The following is a 17,723-nucleotide window of genomic DNA, read 5'->3' on the forward strand; positions in this document are numbered from 1 at the left end:
GGGGCGCCGCCACGCGGGTGGGCGGCGACCCGCCGCGAGATGTGACACCGTTGGCGGCGCGGGGGGGCGGGCGCAGTGTCGCCCGGGGGGGGGTGTCCCCCCCCCCCCCCCCCCGGCCCGATGCGGCTGACTGGCACGAGCTGGCCGAAGAGGCGGTGACCACAGGCCACGACGCACCGCCCCAGGGAGTGCCGGACGGGTTCAACTACCGCATCACGGTGGACGACCGGACGGTGTACTGCACGGACCCACGGCTGAGCGAGGCCCAGCGGACGCTGATCGCGCGGGTACTGAAAGAGGGTGCGTGAACGGCGTGAACGTTATACCCGGATGACGCGGTCACCACGGCAGGCGTCGACCGGGTAGGTGTTCCGGGCCGGATTCCGGTCGGCTCAGGCCCCGGCCCGGTGACTCAGAACCCGAGCTTCCGCAGCTGCTTCGGGTCCCGCTGCCAGTCCTTGGCCACCTTCACATGCAGGTCGAGGAAGACCGGCGTGCCCAGCAGTGCCTCGATCTGCTTGCGGGACTTCATTCCGACGTCCTTCAGCCGCGCGCCCTTGGGCCCGATGATGATGCCCTTCTGGCTCGGCCGCTCGATGTACACATTCGCGTGGATGTCGAGCAGCGGTTTGTCCGCGGGGCGGTTCTCGCGGGGCAGCATCTCCTCGACGACGACGGCGATGGAGTGCGGCAGCTCGTCCCGTACGCCCTCCAGCGCGGCCTCCCGGATCAGCTCCGCGACCATCACCATCTCGGGCTCGTCCGTCAGATCGCCCTCCGGGTACAGCGGGGGGCTCAGCGGGAGCAGCGGGGCGATCAGGTCGGCGAGGAGCGAGACCTGCTGGTCGCCGACGGCGGAGACGGGGATGATCTCGGCCCATTCGAAGCCGAGTTCCGCGGCGAGCTGGTCGATGGCGATGAGCTGCTCGGCCAGCTGCTTGCCGTCGACCAGGTCGGTCTTGGTGACCACGGCGATCTTCGGGGTCTTCTTGATCCCGGCGAGTTCCTTGGCGATGAACTTGTCGCCGGGGCCGAGCTTCTGGTCGGCGGGGACGCAGAAGCCGATGACGTCGACCTCGGCCCAGGTGGTCCGTACGACGTCGTTGAGCCGCTCGCCCAGCAGCGTGCGGGGCTTGTGGAGCCCGGGGGTGTCCACCAGGATCAGCTGGGCGTCGGGGCGGTGCACGATGCCACGCACGGTGTGGCGGGTGGTCTGCGGCCGGCTGGAGGTGATGGCCACCTTCTTGCCGACGAGAGCGTTCGTGAGAGTGGACTTGCCCGCGTTGGGGCGGCCGACGAAGCAGGCGAAACCAGCCCGGTGGGTGGCTTCGGATGACTGGGTGTGAACGCTCATGGCGCCCATTCTCCCCGATCGGCCGGTGAGCGCCGACCAGGTGGCCCCGCGGTGAGTTCCCGGTAACCGTCCCGCGACACGAAATACGGACGAAACACGGGTGCAGTCGCCCGGAAACCCTGAGGCGGGAACCTCTACCGGAACGTAACCGGAGAGGTGACCCCTTGTGACGCATGCGACGCCTGCGACACCCCTGCCACCACTGAGCACCCTGGCCGCCGGTATCGACACCGGCGACACGGCCTGGCTGCTCGCCGCGACCGCGCTGGTGCTGCTGATGACGCCCGGTCTCGCGCTCTTCTACGGCGGGATGGTCCGCACCAAAAGCGTGCTGAACATGCTGATGATGAGCTTTGTATCGATCGCGCTCGTCACCGTGGTCTGGCTGGTCGCGGGCTACTCGCTGGTCTACGGCCCGGACACGCTCGGCGGCCTGATCGGCGGGCTCGGCCACGCCGGAATGGCCGGAATCGGGCCGGGCAGCGTGCGGGGCTCCGTGCCGACGCTGCTCTTCGCCACCTTCCAGCTCACTTTCGCGATCATCACGGCCGCTCTGGTCAGCGGGGCCATCGCGGACCGGGCGAAGTTCGGCGCGTGGCTGGTCTTCGTGCCGGTGTGGGCGCTGCTCGTATACGTCCCGGTGGCGCACTGGGTGTGGGGGCCCGGGGGCTGGATCCTCAGCGATCTCAAGGCGCTGGACTTCGCGGGCGGGATGCCGGTCGAGATCGTCTCGGGCGCTTCGGGGCTCGCGCTCTGTCTGGTGCTCGGGCCGCGGCTCGGCTTCAAGAAGGACTCGATGCGCCCGCACAACCTGCCGATGGTGGTGATGGGTGCGGGGCTGCTCTGGTTCGGCTGGTTCGGCTTCAACGCGGGCTCCGCGCTCGGCGCCAACGGGCTGGCGGCCGCCGCCTTCCTGAACACACTCGCCGCGGGCTGCACCGGTCTGCTCGGCTGGCTCTTCGTCGAACAGAAGCGGGACGGCCACCCGACCACCCTTGGCGCGGCATCCGGGGCGGTGGCCGGGCTGGTCGCCATCACCCCCTCCTGCGGTGCGGTCGGCCTGATCGGGGCGCTGGCCGTCGGACTCGCGGCCGGGGTGCTCTGCTCGTACGCGGTCAGCTGGAAGTTCCGGCTGAACTACGACGACTCGCTGGATGTCGTCGGGGTGCACCTGGTGGGCGGGATCGTCGGGACACTGCTGATCGGGCTGTTCGCGACCTCGGGGATGACGGGCGGCGCGCGCGGGCTGCTGTACGGCGGCGGGTTCGCCCAGCTGGGCCGGCAGAGCGCCGGTGTGCTGGCGGTCGCGGTGTACGCGTTCGCCGTGACGTACGGCATCGGCAAGGCCATCGACCGGCTGACCGGCTTCCGGGCCGACGAGGAGCACGAGCAGCAGGGCCTCGATCTGACGGTGCACGCGGAGAGCGCCTACGATCACGGCGTGCTGGGCCACGGAGCCCCGCTCTCCGCCTCCGCCCTGCAGAAGGCCAAGCCATGAAGCTGATCACCGCGGTCGTCAAGCCGCACAAGCTCGACGACGTCAAGACGGCCCTCCAGGAACTCGGGGTCAACGGCCTGACGGTCACCGAGGCGAGCGGATACGGCAGACAGCGCGGCCACACCGAGGTCTACCGGGGCGCCGAGTACCGCATCGACCTCGTCCCCAAGGTCCGGATCGAGGTGGTCGTGGACGACGCGGAGAGCGAGGCGGTCATCGACGCGGTGGTACGGGCCGCCCACACCGGCAAGATCGGTGACGGCAAGGTCTGGGCCGTGCCGGTGGAGACGGTCGTACGCGTCAGGACGGACGAGCGCGGCCCGGACGCGCTCTGAACTCTCGCAGTCGCTGCCGAAGCCCCCCTTACTGGCCTGTCAACGCCCCTGCTGTTAGGGGCCATTGACCCCCGTCAACCCGCCGCGACCGTCGTCCGCAGTGCGCCGTCCGGGCCCGCCAGCAGGACCGGCGTCCCGGCTCCGCCCAGGTCCCGTACGGCCGCACGGTCCTCGTCGGGCACCTCTCCCGCCGCGCTGACCACCGCGGCGGCCTCCAGCGACCGCGCCCCGCTCGCCACCGCCATCGCGACGGCGGTCCGCAGCGCCGAGAGTTTCAGCGAGTCCAGCTCGACGGTGCCCGCCACATACGTACGCCCGGTCTCGTCCCGTACGGCCGCGCCCTCGGAGACCCCGTTACGGGCCCGAGCGCTGCGCGCCAGCGTGATGATCTTGCGGTCCTCGGCATCCGGGACCGGAACCCCGGCCGCCGTACCGTCCGTACCCATGCCCGTACCGGAGCCCGTACCCGTGCCGGTGCCCGTACCGCTGTCTGCGCTGCGTGCTGCGTCGTCGCTCATGGGCAGAGCATAAAGAGCCGGGGCGGGTCAGTTGGCGACCGGGTACATCGAGCCCCTGCGGCCCTCCGGAGACGCCAGCCACTGGAGCTTGGCCTCCGTCCCCGTGTCGGGCAGCGGGGTGTGCAGCACGATCGCCAGATCGGGCCGGGCCGGAACCCTCAGCTGGGTGGACTCGACGAAGAGCGTGCCGACCACCGGATGCTCAAGCTCCTTGCTGATCTGCCCGCCCGGCGCGATGTCACGGCGCTCCCACAGCTCGGCGAACTCGGGGCTCTGCTCCTTCGCCTCGGTGACCACCGCCTGGAAACCGTCGTCGTCGGGGCACTCCGAGCAGGCCGCCCGGAACTGCGCGACCACCTGGTGCGCGACCGACTCCCACCGCTTGGCGCGGGCCCGGTAGACGGGGTCGGTGAAGAACGCGATCAGACAGTTCTGCACGAGGCCGGGCCGCATGGCCAGCGTCATCGCGGCGGCGTCGTTGTACATGATCGTGTTCCAGTAGCGGTCCATGATGTGCGCCGGGAAGGGCATCCAGGCGTCGATCAGCCGTCTGAGCCCGTCGCACATGTCGACATGGGACGGATCGACCTCCTGCGGCGGCGGGTTGAGCCCGGCCAGCACATAGAGATGGCGGCGCTCCACACTGCTCAGCTTCAGCACCCGCCCCACCGAGTCCAGGACCTGCGGCGACACCGTGATGTCCCGGCCCTGTTCGAGCCACTGGTACCAGGAGACGCCCACCCCCGCCAGGACGGCGACCTCCTCGCGGCGCAGCCCCGGGGTACGCCGCCGGCCACCGCCGTCGGGCAGGCCCGCCTCCGCCGGAGTGATCCTGGCCCGCCGGCTCATCAGGAACTCCCGCAGCTCACTGAGGCGGTGCGCCTTGGTGCCCGGCCTCGGCCCGGCAACGCCACGATCCGCCCCGCGCCCGGCCGGATCCGCCCCGCTCTCCATCGGACTCGACACGCCATCTCCCCCTGTCCGGCTGCCTGGTGGTGCGGCCACCAGCATAAGTTCCCGCTCCCCACGATTGTTCCCGCGGCCCGAAGCTCGGTCCATGGCGATCGACACCTCACCCACACTCACCCCGAGCCCCGCCCCGCCTGCCGCAGACCGGCTGTCCGGCCGGGCCAGGCTCGTCCTCCTCGTCCTGTGCGCCGCCCAGTTCATGGTGGCCCTCGACTTCTCCGTACTGAATGTGGCGCTCCCCGCGCTCGGCAGGGACCTGGGCATGAGCCAGGCCGGGCTGCAGTGGGCCGTCACCGCGTTCGCACTGCCCTCCGGCGGCTTTCTGCTGCTCTTCGGCCGGATAGCCGACCTGTTCGGCCGGCGCCGGCTCTTCCTCACCGGGCTCACCGTCTTCGGCGCGGCCTCGCTGATCGCGACCTTCGCCTGGAACCAGGAGGTCTTCCTCACCGGGCGGGCCCTCCAGGGCCTGGGCGCCGCCGTCATCGTGCCGACCGGGATGTCCCTGCTGACCACCACCTTCCCCGAGGGCCCGCAGCGCGACCGGGCGCTGGGCATCAGCGGCACCCTGCTCTCGCTCGGCTTCACCGTCGGGATGGTGCTGGGCGGTGTCATGACGGACACCCTGGGCTGGCGCTCGACCATGGGACTGCTGGGCGGCGCCGCGGTGGTGGTGCTCGCCCTGGCACCGGGGCTGCTCACCGAGTCGCGCCACCCCGAGCGCCCCCGGCTCGACATCCCCGGCGCGGTCACCGTCACCGGCGGGCTGCTCGCGGTGATCTACGCCCTGTCCACGGCGGCCCAGCACGGTTTCGGCCACACCGACGTCCTGGTGTCGCTGGTCCTGGGTCTCGCGCTGCTGGCCGGCTTCGTGGTGGTCGAATCCCGCGCCGCCGCCCCGCTGGTGTCCCTACCGATGCTGCGGCGGCCCACCGTGGCCTGGGGCAACCTGGGCGGGCTCGTCACCTTCTCGATGATGTCGACGGTGGTCTTCGTCCTGACCCTGTACCTCCAGGAGGTCCTGCACCTGTCCAGCTTCAGGACCGGGCTGGTCTTCGGCGTCCAGGGACTGGCGTCGGTGGCCGCCGGGATGGCCGCACCGAAGGTCATCGGCCGGCTCGGCGCCCGCCGGGTGCTGGTCGGTTCGCTGCTCGCCCAGGGCCTGTTCATCGCCACGATGCTGGGGCTCGGCGCACATGCGGGGGTCTGGCTGGCCACGGTCGCCGTCTCGGTGGCCAGCATGGCGCACCTGGGCGCGATCATCTCGTACGGGCTGACCGTCACCTCGGGTGTGCCGGACGCCGAACAGGGCCTGGCCACCGGTCTTGTCACCACGACCCAGCAGGTCGGCATCACCGTCGGGATCCCGCTCCTCGGCGTGCTGGCCACCACTCGGACCGACCTCTTCGACGGGGTACGGACCGTGCTGGGCATCGGGGCTGCGATCCTCGTCGGGACCGCGGTGCTGGTGGCGGCCGGGCTGCGCCGGAGCAGCCGTGACCGCGCCCGCGCCCTCTGAGCCGGGCCCGGACAGCGCCTGTCGCGGTCGGGTTCCCGCAGGAGCCGGCGCGATCCGGCTGCCGTCCGGGCAAGTCCGGGCAGGGCTCGCCGCGATCGGGCCGCCGTCCGGTCAGGGCCGGTCGAGCCGGAGGCGCTCCGCCTTCGGCAGACCGGCCACCACCAGGTCGTACGAGTCCTCGATGAGCTCATGGACCAGACGGGCGGGGCAGGGGCCCGACCGTCACCGTGTTCCAGTGGCGCTTGTTGAGATGCCAGCCCGGGACGACCGCCTCGTACTCGGCGCGCAGCCTGACCGCTTCGTCCGGGTCGCACTTGAGGGAGATCTGCAGCGGGTCGCCTTCGAGGTGGCTCAGGGCGAAGACCTTGCCGCACACCTTGAACACCGAGGTCTCCGGACCGAACGGGAACTCCTCGGCCGCGGCGTTGAATTCCAGGCAGAACGCCCTGAGCTCCTGCGGTGTCATCCCGCCGCCTCCTCCATATCGGCCACCGGCTCGGCCAGCACCGTCACGATCTTGTTCCGGCGGCCCGCCGGGGACTCGGCGGTGAGCCGCAGCCGTCTGCCGTCCGGCAGGTCGACGACGGCGGACGCCCCCGCGATCGGCACCCGGCCGAGCGCCTTGGCCAGCAGACCACCGACGGTCTCCACATCCTCGTCGTCGTACCCGCCCAGGCCGTACAGCTCGCCCAGGTCGTCGATGTCCAGACGGGCGGTGACCCGGAAGCGGCCCTCGCCCACCTCCTCGACCTGCGGCAGTTCGCGGTCGTACTCGTCGGTGATCTCGCCGACGATCTCTTCGAGGATGTCCTCGATGGTCACGATGCCGGCCGTGCCGCCGTACTCGTCGATGACGACGGCGACATGGTTGCGGTCCTGCTGCATCTCGCGCAGGAGGTCACCGGCGTTCTTGGTGTCGGGCACGAAGACGGCGGGACGCATCGCCGTGGAGACCAGGTCGGTCTCCGCGTCCCGGCTGATGTGGGTCTTCCTGACCAGGTCCTTGAGGTAGACGATGCCGACGATGTCGTCCTCGTTCTCCCCGGTGACCGGGATCCGCGAGAAGCCCGAGCGCAGCGCAAGCGTGGTGGCCTGACGGACCGTCTTGGAGCGTTCGATGCAGACCAGATCGGTGCGCGGCACCATCACCTCGCGTACCAGGGTGTCGCCCAGCTCGAAGACGGAGTGCACCATCCGGCGCTCGTCGTCCTCGATCAGCGACTCCTGCTCGGCGAGGTCGACCATGGCGCGCAGCTCGGCCTCGGACGCGAACGGGCCCTTGCGGAAACCCTTTCCGGGCGTCAGAGCGTTGCCGATGAGGATCAGCAGCTGCGGCACCGGGCCCATCACCCGGGCGAGCGGCAGCAGCACATACGCGGCCGCGGTCGCCGTGTTCAGCGGGTGCTGGCGGCCGATGGTTCGCGGCGAGACCCCGACGGCCACATAACTCACCAGCACCATCAGGGCGATGGCCACCACCAGCGCCTGCCAGGTCTCGGAGATCTCCTGGAGGCAGACATAGGTGACGAGGACCCCGGAGGCCATCTCGCAGGCGACCCGCACCAGCAGCGCCACATTGAGATAGCGGGTCGGGTCGGTGGCGATCTGCGCCAGCTTCTCGCTGCCGCGCCGCCCCGACCGTACGGCCTCGGCGGCCCGGAAACTCGACGTCCTGGCGATACCCGTCTCGGCACAGGCTGCCAGCCAGGCGACGACGACCAGCGCGACCGCGCCGACGATCAGCTGTGCGGTCATGAGACGGTCGGCGCCGGGGAGGGACCGGTGAGCCCCTTCTCCGTCCGCCAGCCGTCCACGATCGCGGCCTGCAGACCGAACATCTCGGCCTTCTCGTCGGGCTCCTCGTGGTCGTAACCCAGCAGGTGCAGCACCCCGTGGACGGTCAGGAGCTGGAGCTCGTCGTCCATGGAGTGCTGCGTCGGGGCGTCCTCGCCCTGCTGTTTGGCGACCTCGGGGCAGAGCACGATGTCACCGAGGAGCCCCTGCGGGGGCTCCTCCTCGTCCTTGGCCGGCGGACGCAGCTCGTCCATCGGGAAGGACATGACATCCGTGGGACCCGGCAGATCCATCCACTGGATGTGCAGCTGCTCCATGGCCTCGGTGTCCACCACGATCACGGACAGCTCGGAGAGCGGGTGGATCCGCATCCGGGTGAGGGCGTAACGGGCGATGTCGAGGATCGCCTGCTCGTCGACCTCGGTTCCGGACTCGTTGTTGACGTCGATCGACATGGGGCCTGCTGACTCTTTCGGTCTGTTCCTACAGCCGTTTCTGGCTGTCGTGCTTCTCGTACGCGTCGACGATACGGCCGACGAGCTTGTGCCGGACGACATCCTCCGTGCCGAGCCGCGAGAAGTGCACGTCGTCGATGCCCTCCAGGATGTCCTGCACCTGACGCAGCCCGCTCTTGGTGCCGCTCGGCAGGTCGACCTGGGTGACGTCACCGGTGACGACGATCTTCGAGTCGAAGCCGAGGCGGGTGAGGAACATCTTCATCTGCTCGGCGCTGGTGTTCTGCGCCTCGTCGAGGATGATGAAGGCGTCATTCAGAGTCCGGCCACGCATATAAGCCAGCGGCGCCACCTCGATCGTGCCCGCCGCCATCAGCCGCGGGATCGAGTCCGGGTCGAGCATGTCGTGGAGCGCGTCGTACAGCGGGCGCAGATACGGGTCGATCTTGTCGAAGAGCGTGCCGGGCAGGAAGCCGAGCCGTTCGCCCGCCTCGACCGCGGGCCGGGTCAGGATGATCCGGCTGACCTGCTTGGACTGCAGGGCCTGGACCGCCTTGGCCATGGCGAGATACGTCTTGCCGGTGCCCGCGGGGCCGATGCCGAAGACGATGGTGTTCTTGTCGATGGCGTCGACGTAGCGCTTCTGGTTGAGCGTCTTGGGGCGGATCGTACGGCCGCGGCTGGACAGGATGTTCTGGGTGAGGACCTCGGCGGGGGTCTCGCCCCCCGGCTCGCCCTCGCTGTCCCGGAGCATGGCGATCGAGCGTTCCACAGCGTCCTCCGTCATCGGCTGCCCGGTGCGGAGCACCAGCATCATCTCGTCGAACAGGCGCTGGATCAGAGCGACGTCCGCCGCCGCTCCCGTCGCACTGATCTCATTGCCCCGGACGTGGATGTCGGCCGCCGGGAACGCCGTTTCGATCACGCGCAGCAGCGAATCGCCCGATCCGAGCAGCATCACCATGGGGTGTGCGGCCGGGATCGTGATGTGGGCGCGCGCCTGCGGGTTTGTGGGTGTCTGAGTCATGGGCCGGCCCTCGGGCCTGCGCATACCTCCCGTTGCAGGGTTCTCGCTGCTCGACAACCTCTGGAACACCAAGCCTACGACGCCGCACCGACAACGCCATGGTTTTTAAGTGCTGTCCGGGTCCGGTGCACGGAAGGCCGCGGGTGAGGCCGCGCGGAAGGCTACTGGGGCGCCCGGAAGCCGATCGTCGGTACGGCCCTGCGCAGCGGCCAGGACCGGGCGGCCGCGGGCAGCAGTTCCTCAAGGAAGGCGTACCGGCGCAGGGCGGCCCGGTCCTGGCCCCGGCAGGTCCGCACCTGCCGCCACCAGGCGGCGACCTCGGTCCAGCCGGGTGCCGAGAGCGAGCCGCCGAACTCCTGGACCGAGAGCGCGGCCGTGAGGCCCGCGAAGGCCAGCCGGTCGGCCAGCGGCCAGCCCGCGAGGGTCCCGGTGACGAAGCCCGCGACGAAGACGTCGCCCGCGCCCGTCGGGTCCAGCGCCTCGACCGCGATGGCGGGCACCGAAGCGGACTCGCCGGTCGATCCGTCCACGGCGTACGCGCCCTCGGCCCCCAGGGTCACGACGGCCAGCGGGACCTTCTCGGCGAGTGCGTGCGCCGCGGCGCGCGGGCAGTCGGTGCGGGTGTAGCGCATCGCCTCCTCGGCGTTGGGCAGGAACGCCTCGCAGTGCTCCAGGTCGGTGAGGCCCGCCAGGTCCCAGCGCCCGGTCTCGTCCCAGCCGACGTCCGCGAAGACCTTGGTGCCGCGGTCGGCGGCGTGCAGCACCCACTCCTCGCGGCTGCCCGGCCCCAGCGAGGCGATGGCGGCGCGGGCGCGCGGCGGGCAGTTCGGGTAGCTGCCTCCCGGCAGGGGGGCCTCGTGGCCGTGCGAGACCATGGTGCGCTCGCCCTCGTACGCCATGGAGACGGTGACCGGGGAGTGCCAGCCGGGCACGGTGTGGGAGCGCGAGAGATCGATCTGCTCGCCCTGTTCCAGGGCGTCCCAGCAGTACTCGCCGTAGTGGTCGTCCCCGAAGGCGGCGGCGAGCGAGGTGCGCAGCCCGAGCCGGGCCAGTGCGGTGGCCATGTTGGCCACTCCGCCGGGGCTCGAACCCATGCCGCGCGCCCAGGACTCGGTGCCGCGGACCGGGGCGCTGTCGAGGCCGGTGAAGATGATGTCCAGGAAGACCGTGCCGGTGAGGAAGACGTCGCAGGCCGGGTCCTGGGGGGCGCGCAGCCCGTCCAGCGGGTCGAGTTTCTGGTTGTCGTGGACCACGCCGCGCTCCCCGGTTGTGCCGTGCGATCGGGCCAGTCTGCCCGATGGCCGGCCCGCTCCTTCGTTACCAGCGTGGCAGATCCGGGCTGGTCCACTCCCGGTACCCGTCGGCCTTGCGCATCGCTGCGGCGTCGTCGCGGTCGCGCATGGTTCCGTCGTCGTCGAGCCAGCGGCGGTGGAGTGCGGCGAGCCGGTCGCGGTCGAGTGTGACGCCGAGGCCGGGGGCGTCGCCGACCGGGAGGCGGCCGTCGCGGAAGACATGGCGGGTGGTGATCACGTCGTCGGTCTGCCACGGGTAGTGGCTGTCGCAGGCGTAGTCCAGGTTGGGGACGGTGGCGGCGACGTGGGTCATGGCGGCGAGGCTGATGCCGAGATGGGTGTTGGAGTGCATGGAGAGCCCGACGCCGAACGCGCGGCAGATCGCGGCCAGTTCGCGGGTGGCGCGCAGTCCGCCCCAGTAGTGGTGGTCGGAGAGGACGACCTGCACGGCGTCGGTGCGGAACGCCTCGCGGATCTCGGGGACCGTGGTGACGCACATATTGGTGGCGAGGGGGACGCCGGTGCCCGCCGACACCTCCGCCATCTCCGCGGTGCCGGTGGCCGGGTCCTCCAGGTATTCGAGTACGTCGGCGAGTTCGGCGGCGACCTTCAGCGAAGTGGCCGGTGTCCAGCCGCCGTTGGGGTCCAGGCGCAGCGGCCGGCCGGGGAACGCCTCGGCGAGCGCCCGTACCGCGGCGATCTCCTCGGCGGGCGGGAAGACCCCGCCCTTGAGCTTGAAGGAGGTGAAGCCGTAATCGTCGGCGAAGCGCCGTGCCTGCGCGACGATGCCGGCCGGGTCGAGCGCCTCGCCCCAGGTGTCGGTCTCGCCCGCGCCGCCGGGGTGCGCTGCCCAGCGGTAGAAGAGATAGGCGCTGTACTCGACGGTGTCCCGCACTTTGCCGCCGAGCAGGGCGTGCACCGGCAGCCCGCGGATCTTGCCGAGTGCGTCCAGGCAGGCGACCTCGAACGCCGAGTAGACGGAGAGCCGCAGCTTGTCGGCGGTCTGCACCCCGCGCAGCCCGCCGACGTCGACGGCGCCGGTCAGCTGCGTCCGGTCGACGCCCACCTGCTGGGCGAGTCCCGCGAGGGTGTTGAGGTCGTGGAGGGCGTGGCCGGGGAGAAGGTCCGCGTAGGGGCGGGCGATGTCCAGGTAGCGGGTGTCGCCGTAGGTCTCGCCGATGCCGGTGACGCCGTCGTCGGTGACGATCTCGACGATGAGGCGCGGGGTGTAGGGCTGGTGCACGCCGTGCACGTTGAGCAGCGGCGGGTCCGCTATGAGCACCGGGGTGAGCCGGACTTCGGCGATGGTCGTGCTGCGCTGGGCCGGTCCGTGCGCGGTCGGGGTCATCGGGTGGCTCCTACGAGGTCGAGTCCGGCGGTCAGCAGGGTGTCCAGGGCTGCGAGGTCCTCGGGTCCGGGGCCGGTCAGCGGTGCGCGTACGGGTCCGACCGGGTGGCCGCGCAGCCGGGCGGCGGCCTTGACCAGCGAGACGGCGTAGCCGGGGACCCGGTCGCGCAGTTCGACGAGCGGGATGTAGAAGCCGCGCAGGAGAGCGTCCAGGCGGGTCCGGTCGTCGGCGTGCAGGGCGGCGAAGAAGGCTCCGGCGATCTCGGGGGCGAAGGCGTGGACGGCGGACGAGTAGGCGGGGACGCCCACGGTGGCGTAGGCGCGGGCCTGGATCTCGGCGGTGGACGCGCCGTTGAAGAAGAGGAAACCGTCGGGGGCGGCGAGGGTCAGCCGCTGGAGCCGGTCGAGGTCGCTGTGGCCGTCCTTGAGCCCGATGACGCCGGGGATCGCGGCGATTCGGCGCAGGGAAGCGGCGCTGAAGGCGACCTGTCCGCGCTGGTAGGCGATGAGGGGCAGCCGGGTGCGGGCGGCGATCTGTTCCAGTTGCGCGACGAGCCCGTCCTGCGGGGCCGCGACGAGATAGTGCGGGAGGACGAGCGCGGCGTCGGCGCCCGCTTCTTCGGCGATCCGGGCGAAGCGGACGGCCTGCGCCCAGCCGTATCCGATGCCCGCGACGACGGGCGTCCGTCCGGCGGCTGCTTCGACGGTGGCGGTGACGACGGCGCGGTACTCGTCCTCGTCCAGCGAGAAGAACTCACCGGTGCCGCAGGCCGGGAAGACCCCGCCGGGGGCCGCGGCCAGCTGGATGTCCAGGGCAGCGCGGTATCCGTCGATGTCGAGCCGGCCGTCGTCGGTGAAGGCGGTCAGCGGGAAGGAGAGGACCCCGCGGGCCATGCCTTCCCGGAGCCGGGCCGCCGCCCGGGCCGCCATCCGGTCCGCCTCAGCGGTCCGCGGGTCCGCCCCGGTGAGCCCTGCTTCCGGTCGCGCAGCGGCGCTGTCCGGCCCTGCCCCTGCCCCCATCATGTCTCCATATGTAGATGGTGTCCATGCATGAAAATGGAGACTAGATACATGGACCGGGGGCGTCAATATGCGGGCACCCCTTCGCCCGCGAGGAGAGTTACCCGCGAAGGGGCGCAAGGGAGCGCACAAAAGCGCGACAGGCATTACAGGTTCACGCCGGGGCGCATTAATTAGCGCTGATACACACCTAATTGCGCCGGTTCACTCCCGATCACACCGGGCCGCACGGGATCGCCGCGACGACACATGAGCCGTAACGGCGCGTGAACTCCAGGCAGGTGGTCGGAATCGCGGCCCGGACGCCATCCAGTGCACCCGACTGATCCGAGGCAAAAAAAACAGGCCGCCGACCGCGCCTGCGTGACTATAAACGGAAAGTGCTATAGATCACAGAGTGGGCACCTTTTCGTTGACTAAGCATGGTTGATCCCTATGTGACCGCACATATGGCCATGCGCTCCCGCCAACGGCACGACGCCCCAACCCCCCACTCTTCTGCCTGGTCACAGGCATATCTCTGTCAGGAACACACCGTGTCTTCGCGCGCATGCGCCACATGGCCGCTCATTGCCGTGTTCACCGCTGGTTACCTCGCCTCGTACCTCCTCCCGACCATCGTCGGACGCCTCGGCTCCGGTCTTGGTCTCTCTCCTGCCGAAGCCGGTGTCGCCGGTTCGGTCCTCCTTCTCTGCTCGGCGTGCGCCGGTCTCTTACTGGCCTCGCACGTCGAGCGCATCGGCCCGCAGCGGGTCGCCCGCGCCGGACTGCTGCTCACCCTCGCCGGATTCGGCGCCGCCGCCACCACCGCGCACCTCCCCCTCGTCATCGTGGGGGCCGCCATCGGCGGCATCGGTTCCGGTACGGCGACCGCGGTGGCCGCAGGCGGTATCGCGGGCCTGCCCGACCCCCACCGGGCCTCGTCCACCGGCCTGCTCACCGTGTCGGCGACAGCCGGCGCCCTCTATCTCGTCCTGCCGCAGATCGGCGGCGGCCACCGGGCGCCGTTCGCCGCGGTCGCCCTGGTCGCCGCCCTCGTCTGGCCGGCGACCGGCCGGCTCGGCAGACCACGCCCGCACCCGCCCGCAACCGGCACCGGCCGCGGCCGGATGCCTCATCCGCGCTCAGGCTCGGTACTGGCCGGCGCCGTGGTCTGCTGGGCCATGGCTCAGAACTCGCTCTGGGGCGTCAGCAGCCGGATCGGCCAGGACCAGGCGGGGCTCTCCGAAGTCGCGGTCGGCGCGATCTTCGCGATCTCGCTCGGCGCCGGTCTCATCGGCGTCGCCGGGGCCGGGGCGCTCGGTTCCCGGCTCGGCAGAGCGGTGCCGATCGGCGGCGGTACGGTGATCATCTCCGCCTGTATCGCGCTGAGTTCATCGGCGAGCGGACTGGTCTCGTTCGCGTCGGGCGAGATCCTCTGGAACACCTTCTACCCGGTGGTCCTGTCGTATCTGATCGGCCTGGCCGCCTCGCTGGACCCGCGCGGCCGGTGGGCCGTGTTTGTCGGCTCGGCGTCGTCGCTCGGCGTGGCCTGCGGCCCGGTCGCCGGCAGTCTGCTCGCCGCGCGGACCGGATTCCCGGTGATGGGTGCGGTGCTGTGCGCCCTGCTCCTGCTGCTCGCGGTCCCACTGACCGGAGTGGCGCTGCACACCGCAGGACATGCGCCGCTGCCCGGCGCGGCCGAAGTCGCGGACGCCCAGGGCGGGGTGGCGGCCCCCGCCGCACAGCCGGGCCCGGCCGGAGTCGCCGCCGAGACCGCCGTGAAGCCGGTACCGCGCCGCAAGTACCGGCTCCCCGGGGGCTTTCAGCCCAGATCGAGGTCGGCGTCGAAGTCGTACGCGTCGACCTCGGCCAAGTAGCGCGCCCTGCGCTCCTCGTCGTGGTCGAGGAAGGCGGCGAGGAAGGAGTTGCGGGCCAGTGTCCGCAGTTCCTCGTGCCCGAGGCCGAGTGCTTCGTGCACGGCGTGGAAGGTGTCGCCCGCGTAGCCCCCGAAGTACGCGGGGTCGTCGGAGTTGACGGTGCAGAGCAGCCCCGCGGCCATCATCCGCGGCAGCGGATGCTGCTCCAGGGTGTCCACGGCCCGCAGCCGTACGTTCGACAGCGGGCAGAGCGTCAGCGGCACCCGCTCCCTGACCAGCCGCTCCACCAGCTCCGGGTCCTCCATCGAGCGCAGCCCGTGGTCGATCCGCTCCACGCCGAGGACGTCCAGGGCCTCCCGCACATAGGTGGCGGGGCCCTCCTCGCCCGCGTGGGCGACCTTGCGCAGCCCCAGCGCGCCGGCCGCCGCGTACACCTCGCGGAACTTCGACGGCGGGTGCCCGACCTCGGCCGAGTCGAGGCCGACCGCCGCGATCCGGTGCAGATACGGCTTGGCCGCCTCCAGGGTGCGCATCGCCGAGTCGGCCGACTCGTCGCGCAGGAAGCACATGATGAGCTGGGTGGAGATGCCGTGCCGCTCCTCGCTGCGCCCGAGCGCCCGGGAGATCCCCTCGACGACGGTCCCGACCGGCACTCCGCGCGCGGAGTGCGCCTGCGGGTCGAAGAAGATCTCCGCATGGCGCACGCCCTGCGCGGCGGCGCGCGCGAGATAGGCGTCGGTCAGCTCCTCGAAGTCCTCCTCGGTGCGCAGCACCGCCATCAGCCCGTAGTACAGGTCGAGGAACGACTGCAGGTCGCTGAAGAGGTACGCCTTGCGCAGCGCCTCGGTGTCCGCGTACGGGAGTTCGACGCCGTTGCGCGCGGCGAGCGCGAAGGCGAGTTCGGGTTCGAGGGTGCCTTCGATGTGGAGGTGGAGTTCGGCCTTGGGGAGGTGGTGCATGGGGACTCGCTCAGCTCGGTGACGGGTGAAGGACGTGGGGACGCAGGAACGCGGGGACAGAGGGGCGGGAGCGGTGGATACGGCGGTCAGGCGGTGGGGTGCCGGGTGGGGACCGGTACGCGCATCAGGTCGTCGGCGACGGTGAGTTCGCCGTCGAAGCCCGCGGCGCGCGCCTGTCTGCCGAACTCCGCGGGGTCGGGGTACCGCTGCGAGAAGTGCGTCAGGACGAGATGCCGTACGCGCGCGTCACGCGCGGTCCGGCCCGCCTGCCCGGCGGTCAGATGGCCGTGGTCGGCCGCCAGCCGGGCGTCCTCGTCCAGGAAGGTCGACTCGATGACCAGCAGATCGCAGCCGTCCGCGAGCCGGCCGACCCCGTCACAGAGCCGGGTGTCCATGACGAAGGCGAACCGCTGGCCCCGCCGCACCTCGCTGACCTGGTCGAGGGTGACCCCGTCGAGCGCGCCGTCCCGCTGGAGCCGTCCGACGTCGGGCCCGGACACCCCGTGCTCGGCGAGCTTCGCCGGGAGCATCCGGCGCCCGTCGGGCTCGGTCAGCCGGTAGCCGTACGACTCGACGGGGTGCGAGAGCCGGACCGCCTCCAGGGTGTACGCATCGGTCCGCGCCAGCACTCCCCCGTCGCCCGTGGCCGGGGCCTGGGCCAGGGAGACGGACTCGCGGTAGGCGGTGGAGTACCGCAGCCGCTCGAAGAAGCGCTGCCCGCTCGCCGGGTAGTGCGCGGTGACCTGGTGCGGGACCTGGTCCAGGTTGATCCGCTGGATCACCCCGGCCAGGCCCAGCGAGTGGTCGCCGTGGAAGTGCGTGACGCAGATCCGGTCGATGTCGTGCGCCGCGACCCCGGCGTGCAGCATCTGGCGCTGGGTCCCCTCGCCGGGGTCGAAGAGGATGCCCTGTCCGTCCCAGCGCAGCAGATAGCCGTTGTGGTTGCGGCGCCGGGTCGGGACCTGGCTGGCGGTGCCGAGCACCACGAGTTCTCGTACGGACAACGGAACTATCCGGGCGGCCAGTTGAGCCCGCGGCCGCCCAGCACATGGGCGTGCGCGTGGAAGACGGTCTGGCCGGCGCCCGATCCGGTGTTGAAGACGATCCGGTACCCCTTCTCGTCGACCTTGTCCCCGGCGGCGACCTCGGCCGCCTCACGCAGCACGTCGGCGGCGATCCCCGGCTCGGCCGCCGCGAGGGAGGCCGCGTCCGGGTAGTGCACCTTGGGGATCACCAGGACGTGCGTGGGTGCCTGCGGGTTTATGTCACGGAAGGCGACGGTGGTGTCGGTCTCCCGGACCACGGTCGCCGGAATGTCCCCCGAGACGATCTTGCAGAACAGGCAGTCGGTCTGTGGCTCTCCCGCCATGCGCTGACTCCTCGGTCGTGGTGTCGGTCGGTGATGATCGTGCAGGTGGCCATGCTAGCGCCGCGGCACTCCGCACCCGCTGCGGTATCGGCGGTGCGGCTGGTCCCGACCGCACCGGGGTCCGCCGCCGCCTGCCCCGGGGCCGTTGCGCGTGGGGCAGTACGCGTGAGGCCGTGCGCCCCGGGACGATGCCGGGGGACGCGTGAAGCCAAGCCCGCGCGGGCCGCACGCATGAGGCCGTACCCGCGCGGGCCGTACGCACGAAGCCGTACCCACCGAGGCCGCGCGCCCCCCCCCCCCGCCCGGCGCGGGCGCCCCCGCCCCCCCCCCTCTGCGGGGGGGGGGCGCGCCCCGCGCGCGCCTCCACGCCGGGAGCGGGCACGGGCGAGGTGTGCAGCACCCGGATCCAGG

The 17,723-nt window shown here is 71.3% G+C and carries 17 protein-coding genes and 1 pseudogene; 5 read left to right on the top strand and 13 right to left on the bottom strand.

All coding sequences use genetic code 11. The features are described 5' to 3' along the window. The first annotated feature begins 92 nt into the window (after positions 1–92). A complete protein-coding gene (locus ACFXBC_RS13325) occupies positions 93–308 on the top strand; it encodes a protealysin inhibitor emfourin (RefSeq protein ID WP_385022895.1) in 216 nt (71 codons plus the stop codon). 104 nt (positions 309–412) lie between these two features. On the opposite strand, the gene era is transcribed toward ACFXBC_RS13325, so the two are convergent. Then, positions 413–1,354 (bottom strand): GTPase Era, encoded by a 942-nt coding sequence (gene era / locus ACFXBC_RS13330; RefSeq protein WP_385022897.1) that lies wholly within the window; start codon positions 1,352–1,354, stop codon positions 413–415. Between the two features lie 166 nt (positions 1,355–1,520). Here era and ACFXBC_RS13335 point away from each other — a divergent pair, with 166 nt between their 5' ends. Beyond that, positions 1,521–2,852 (top strand): ammonium transporter, encoded by a 1,332-nt coding sequence (locus ACFXBC_RS13335; RefSeq protein ID WP_385022899.1) that lies wholly within the window; start codon positions 1,521–1,523, stop codon positions 2,850–2,852. Further along, the gene (locus ACFXBC_RS13340; protein ID WP_385022901.1) at positions 2,849–3,187 is read left to right on the top strand and encodes a P-II family nitrogen regulator; all 339 of its coding nucleotides are present in this window, start codon (positions 2,849–2,851) and stop codon (positions 3,185–3,187) included. The genes ACFXBC_RS13335 and ACFXBC_RS13340 overlap by 4 nt, the downstream gene beginning before the upstream one ends. 74 nt (positions 3,188–3,261) lie before the next feature. Here the strand turns inward: ACFXBC_RS13340 and ACFXBC_RS13345 are convergent, their stop codons facing one another. Further along, the gene (locus ACFXBC_RS13345; RefSeq protein WP_385022931.1) at positions 3,262–3,633 is read right to left on the bottom strand and encodes a cytidine deaminase; all 372 of its coding nucleotides are present in this window, start codon (positions 3,631–3,633) and stop codon (positions 3,262–3,264) included. 99 nt (positions 3,634–3,732) lie between these two features. Next, entirely contained in the window at positions 3,733–4,554 is an 822-nt protein-coding gene (locus ACFXBC_RS13350) for a helix-turn-helix transcriptional regulator (RefSeq protein ID WP_385022933.1), read from the bottom strand. A gap of 208 nt (positions 4,555–4,762) precedes the next feature. Here ACFXBC_RS13350 and ACFXBC_RS13355 point away from each other — a divergent pair, with 208 nt between their 5' ends. After that, positions 4,763–6,190: an MFS transporter gene (locus tag ACFXBC_RS13355; RefSeq protein ID WP_385022903.1), complete on the top strand. Its 1,428-nt coding sequence runs from the start codon at positions 4,763–4,765 to the stop codon at positions 6,188–6,190. A gap of 111 nt (positions 6,191–6,301) precedes the next feature. Here ACFXBC_RS13355 and ACFXBC_RS13360 read toward each other — a convergent pair. From ACFXBC_RS13360 to ACFXBC_RS13390, 7 genes and pseudogenes are all read right to left on the bottom strand, one after another. Beyond that, positions 6,302–6,656, bottom strand: a pseudogene (locus ACFXBC_RS13360) (MmcQ/YjbR family DNA-binding protein). Then, a complete protein-coding gene (locus ACFXBC_RS13365) occupies positions 6,653–7,945 on the bottom strand; it encodes a hemolysin family protein (protein WP_385022905.1) in 1,293 nt (430 codons plus the stop codon). Before ACFXBC_RS13365 ends, ACFXBC_RS13360 begins: the two are co-directional and overlap by 4 nt. Next, positions 7,942–8,439, bottom strand: a complete 498-nt coding sequence (ybeY, locus tag ACFXBC_RS13370) for an rRNA maturation RNase YbeY (RefSeq protein WP_385022907.1) — start codon at positions 8,437–8,439, stop codon at positions 7,942–7,944. The genes ACFXBC_RS13365 and ybeY overlap by 4 nt, the downstream gene beginning before the upstream one ends. 28 nt (positions 8,440–8,467) lie before the next feature. Next, a complete protein-coding gene (locus ACFXBC_RS13375; protein WP_385022909.1) occupies positions 8,468–9,466 on the bottom strand; it encodes a PhoH family protein in 999 nt (332 codons plus the stop codon). 161 nt (positions 9,467–9,627) lie between these two features. Further along, positions 9,628–10,719, bottom strand: coding sequence for a PfkB family carbohydrate kinase (locus ACFXBC_RS13380; RefSeq protein WP_385022911.1), 1,092 nt, complete (start codon positions 10,717–10,719; stop codon positions 9,628–9,630). A 64-nt stretch (positions 10,720–10,783) separates the two neighbouring features. Further along, positions 10,784–12,106: a glucarate dehydratase family protein gene (locus ACFXBC_RS13385; RefSeq protein ID WP_385022913.1), complete on the bottom strand. Its 1,323-nt coding sequence runs from the start codon at positions 12,104–12,106 to the stop codon at positions 10,784–10,786. Further along, a complete protein-coding gene (locus ACFXBC_RS13390; protein WP_385022935.1) occupies positions 12,103–13,035 on the bottom strand; it encodes a 5-dehydro-4-deoxyglucarate dehydratase in 933 nt (310 codons plus the stop codon). The genes ACFXBC_RS13385 and ACFXBC_RS13390 overlap by 4 nt, the downstream gene beginning before the upstream one ends. A gap of 626 nt (positions 13,036–13,661) precedes the next feature. Between ACFXBC_RS13390 and ACFXBC_RS13395 the strand changes: the two genes are divergently transcribed. Continuing rightward, complete coding sequence (locus ACFXBC_RS13395; RefSeq protein ID WP_385022915.1) at positions 13,662–14,984, top strand: MFS transporter; 1,323 nt, start codon at positions 13,662–13,664, stop codon at positions 14,982–14,984. Here ACFXBC_RS13395 and ACFXBC_RS13400 read toward each other — a convergent pair. The 3 genes from ACFXBC_RS13400 to ACFXBC_RS13410 form a co-directional block, all read right to left on the bottom strand. Then, on the bottom strand, positions 14,930–15,943 hold the full coding sequence (locus ACFXBC_RS13400) for an adenosine deaminase (protein ID WP_385022917.1): 1,014 nt from the start codon (positions 15,941–15,943) through the stop codon (positions 14,930–14,932). The two genes, ACFXBC_RS13395 and ACFXBC_RS13400, sit on opposite strands and share 55 nt — an antisense overlap. An 86-nt stretch (positions 15,944–16,029) precedes the next feature. After that, a complete protein-coding gene (locus ACFXBC_RS13405) occupies positions 16,030–16,947 on the bottom strand; it encodes a ribonuclease Z (protein WP_385022919.1) in 918 nt (305 codons plus the stop codon). A gap of 5 nt (positions 16,948–16,952) precedes the next feature. Beyond that, positions 16,953–17,312 (bottom strand): histidine triad nucleotide-binding protein, encoded by a 360-nt coding sequence (locus ACFXBC_RS13410; RefSeq protein ID WP_385022921.1) that lies wholly within the window; start codon positions 17,310–17,312, stop codon positions 16,953–16,955. Between the last annotated feature and the right edge of the window lie 411 nt (positions 17,313–17,723).

The sequence above is a fragment of the Streptomyces sp. NPDC059398 genome, assembly GCF_042751845.1.
In the GTDB taxonomy this organism is placed as follows: Bacteria; Actinomycetota; Actinomycetes; order Streptomycetales; family Streptomycetaceae; genus Streptomyces.

Bases quoted from the DNA above. Each gene is read 5' to 3' on its own strand.
- ACFXBC_RS13350 (WP_385022933.1), bottom strand. From the start codon at position 4,554: ATGAGCCGGCGGGCCAGGATCACTCCGGCGGAGGCGGGCCTGCCCGAC.
- ybeY (WP_385022907.1), bottom strand. From the start codon at position 8,439: ATGTCGATCGACGTCAACAACGAGTCCGGAACCGAGGTCGACGAGCAG.
- ACFXBC_RS13410 (WP_385022921.1), bottom strand. From the start codon at position 17,312: ATGGCGGGAGAGCCACAGACCGACTGCCTGTTCTGCAAGATCGTCTCG.
- ACFXBC_RS13340 (WP_385022901.1), top strand. From the start codon at position 2,849: ATGAAGCTGATCACCGCGGTCGTCAAGCCGCACAAGCTCGACGACGTC.
- ACFXBC_RS13345 (WP_385022931.1), bottom strand. From the start codon at position 3,633: ATGGGTACGGACGGTACGGCGGCCGGGGTTCCGGTCCCGGATGCCGAG.
- ACFXBC_RS13355 (WP_385022903.1), top strand. From the start codon at position 4,763: ATGGCGATCGACACCTCACCCACACTCACCCCGAGCCCCGCCCCGCCT.
- ACFXBC_RS13375 (WP_385022909.1), bottom strand. From the start codon at position 9,466: ATGACTCAGACACCCACAAACCCGCAGGCGCGCGCCCACATCACGATC.
- era (WP_385022897.1), bottom strand. From the start codon at position 1,354: ATGAGCGTTCACACCCAGTCATCCGAAGCCACCCACCGGGCTGGTTTC.
- ACFXBC_RS13400 (WP_385022917.1), bottom strand. From the start codon at position 15,943: ATGCACCACCTCCCCAAGGCCGAACTCCACCTCCACATCGAAGGCACC.
- ACFXBC_RS13365 (WP_385022905.1), bottom strand. From the start codon at position 7,945: ATGACCGCACAGCTGATCGTCGGCGCGGTCGCGCTGGTCGTCGTCGCC.
- ACFXBC_RS13390 (WP_385022935.1), bottom strand. From the start codon at position 13,035: ATGGCGGCCCGGGCGGCGGCCCGGCTCCGGGAAGGCATGGCCCGCGGG.
- ACFXBC_RS13385 (WP_385022913.1), bottom strand. From the start codon at position 12,106: ATGACCCCGACCGCGCACGGACCGGCCCAGCGCAGCACGACCATCGCC.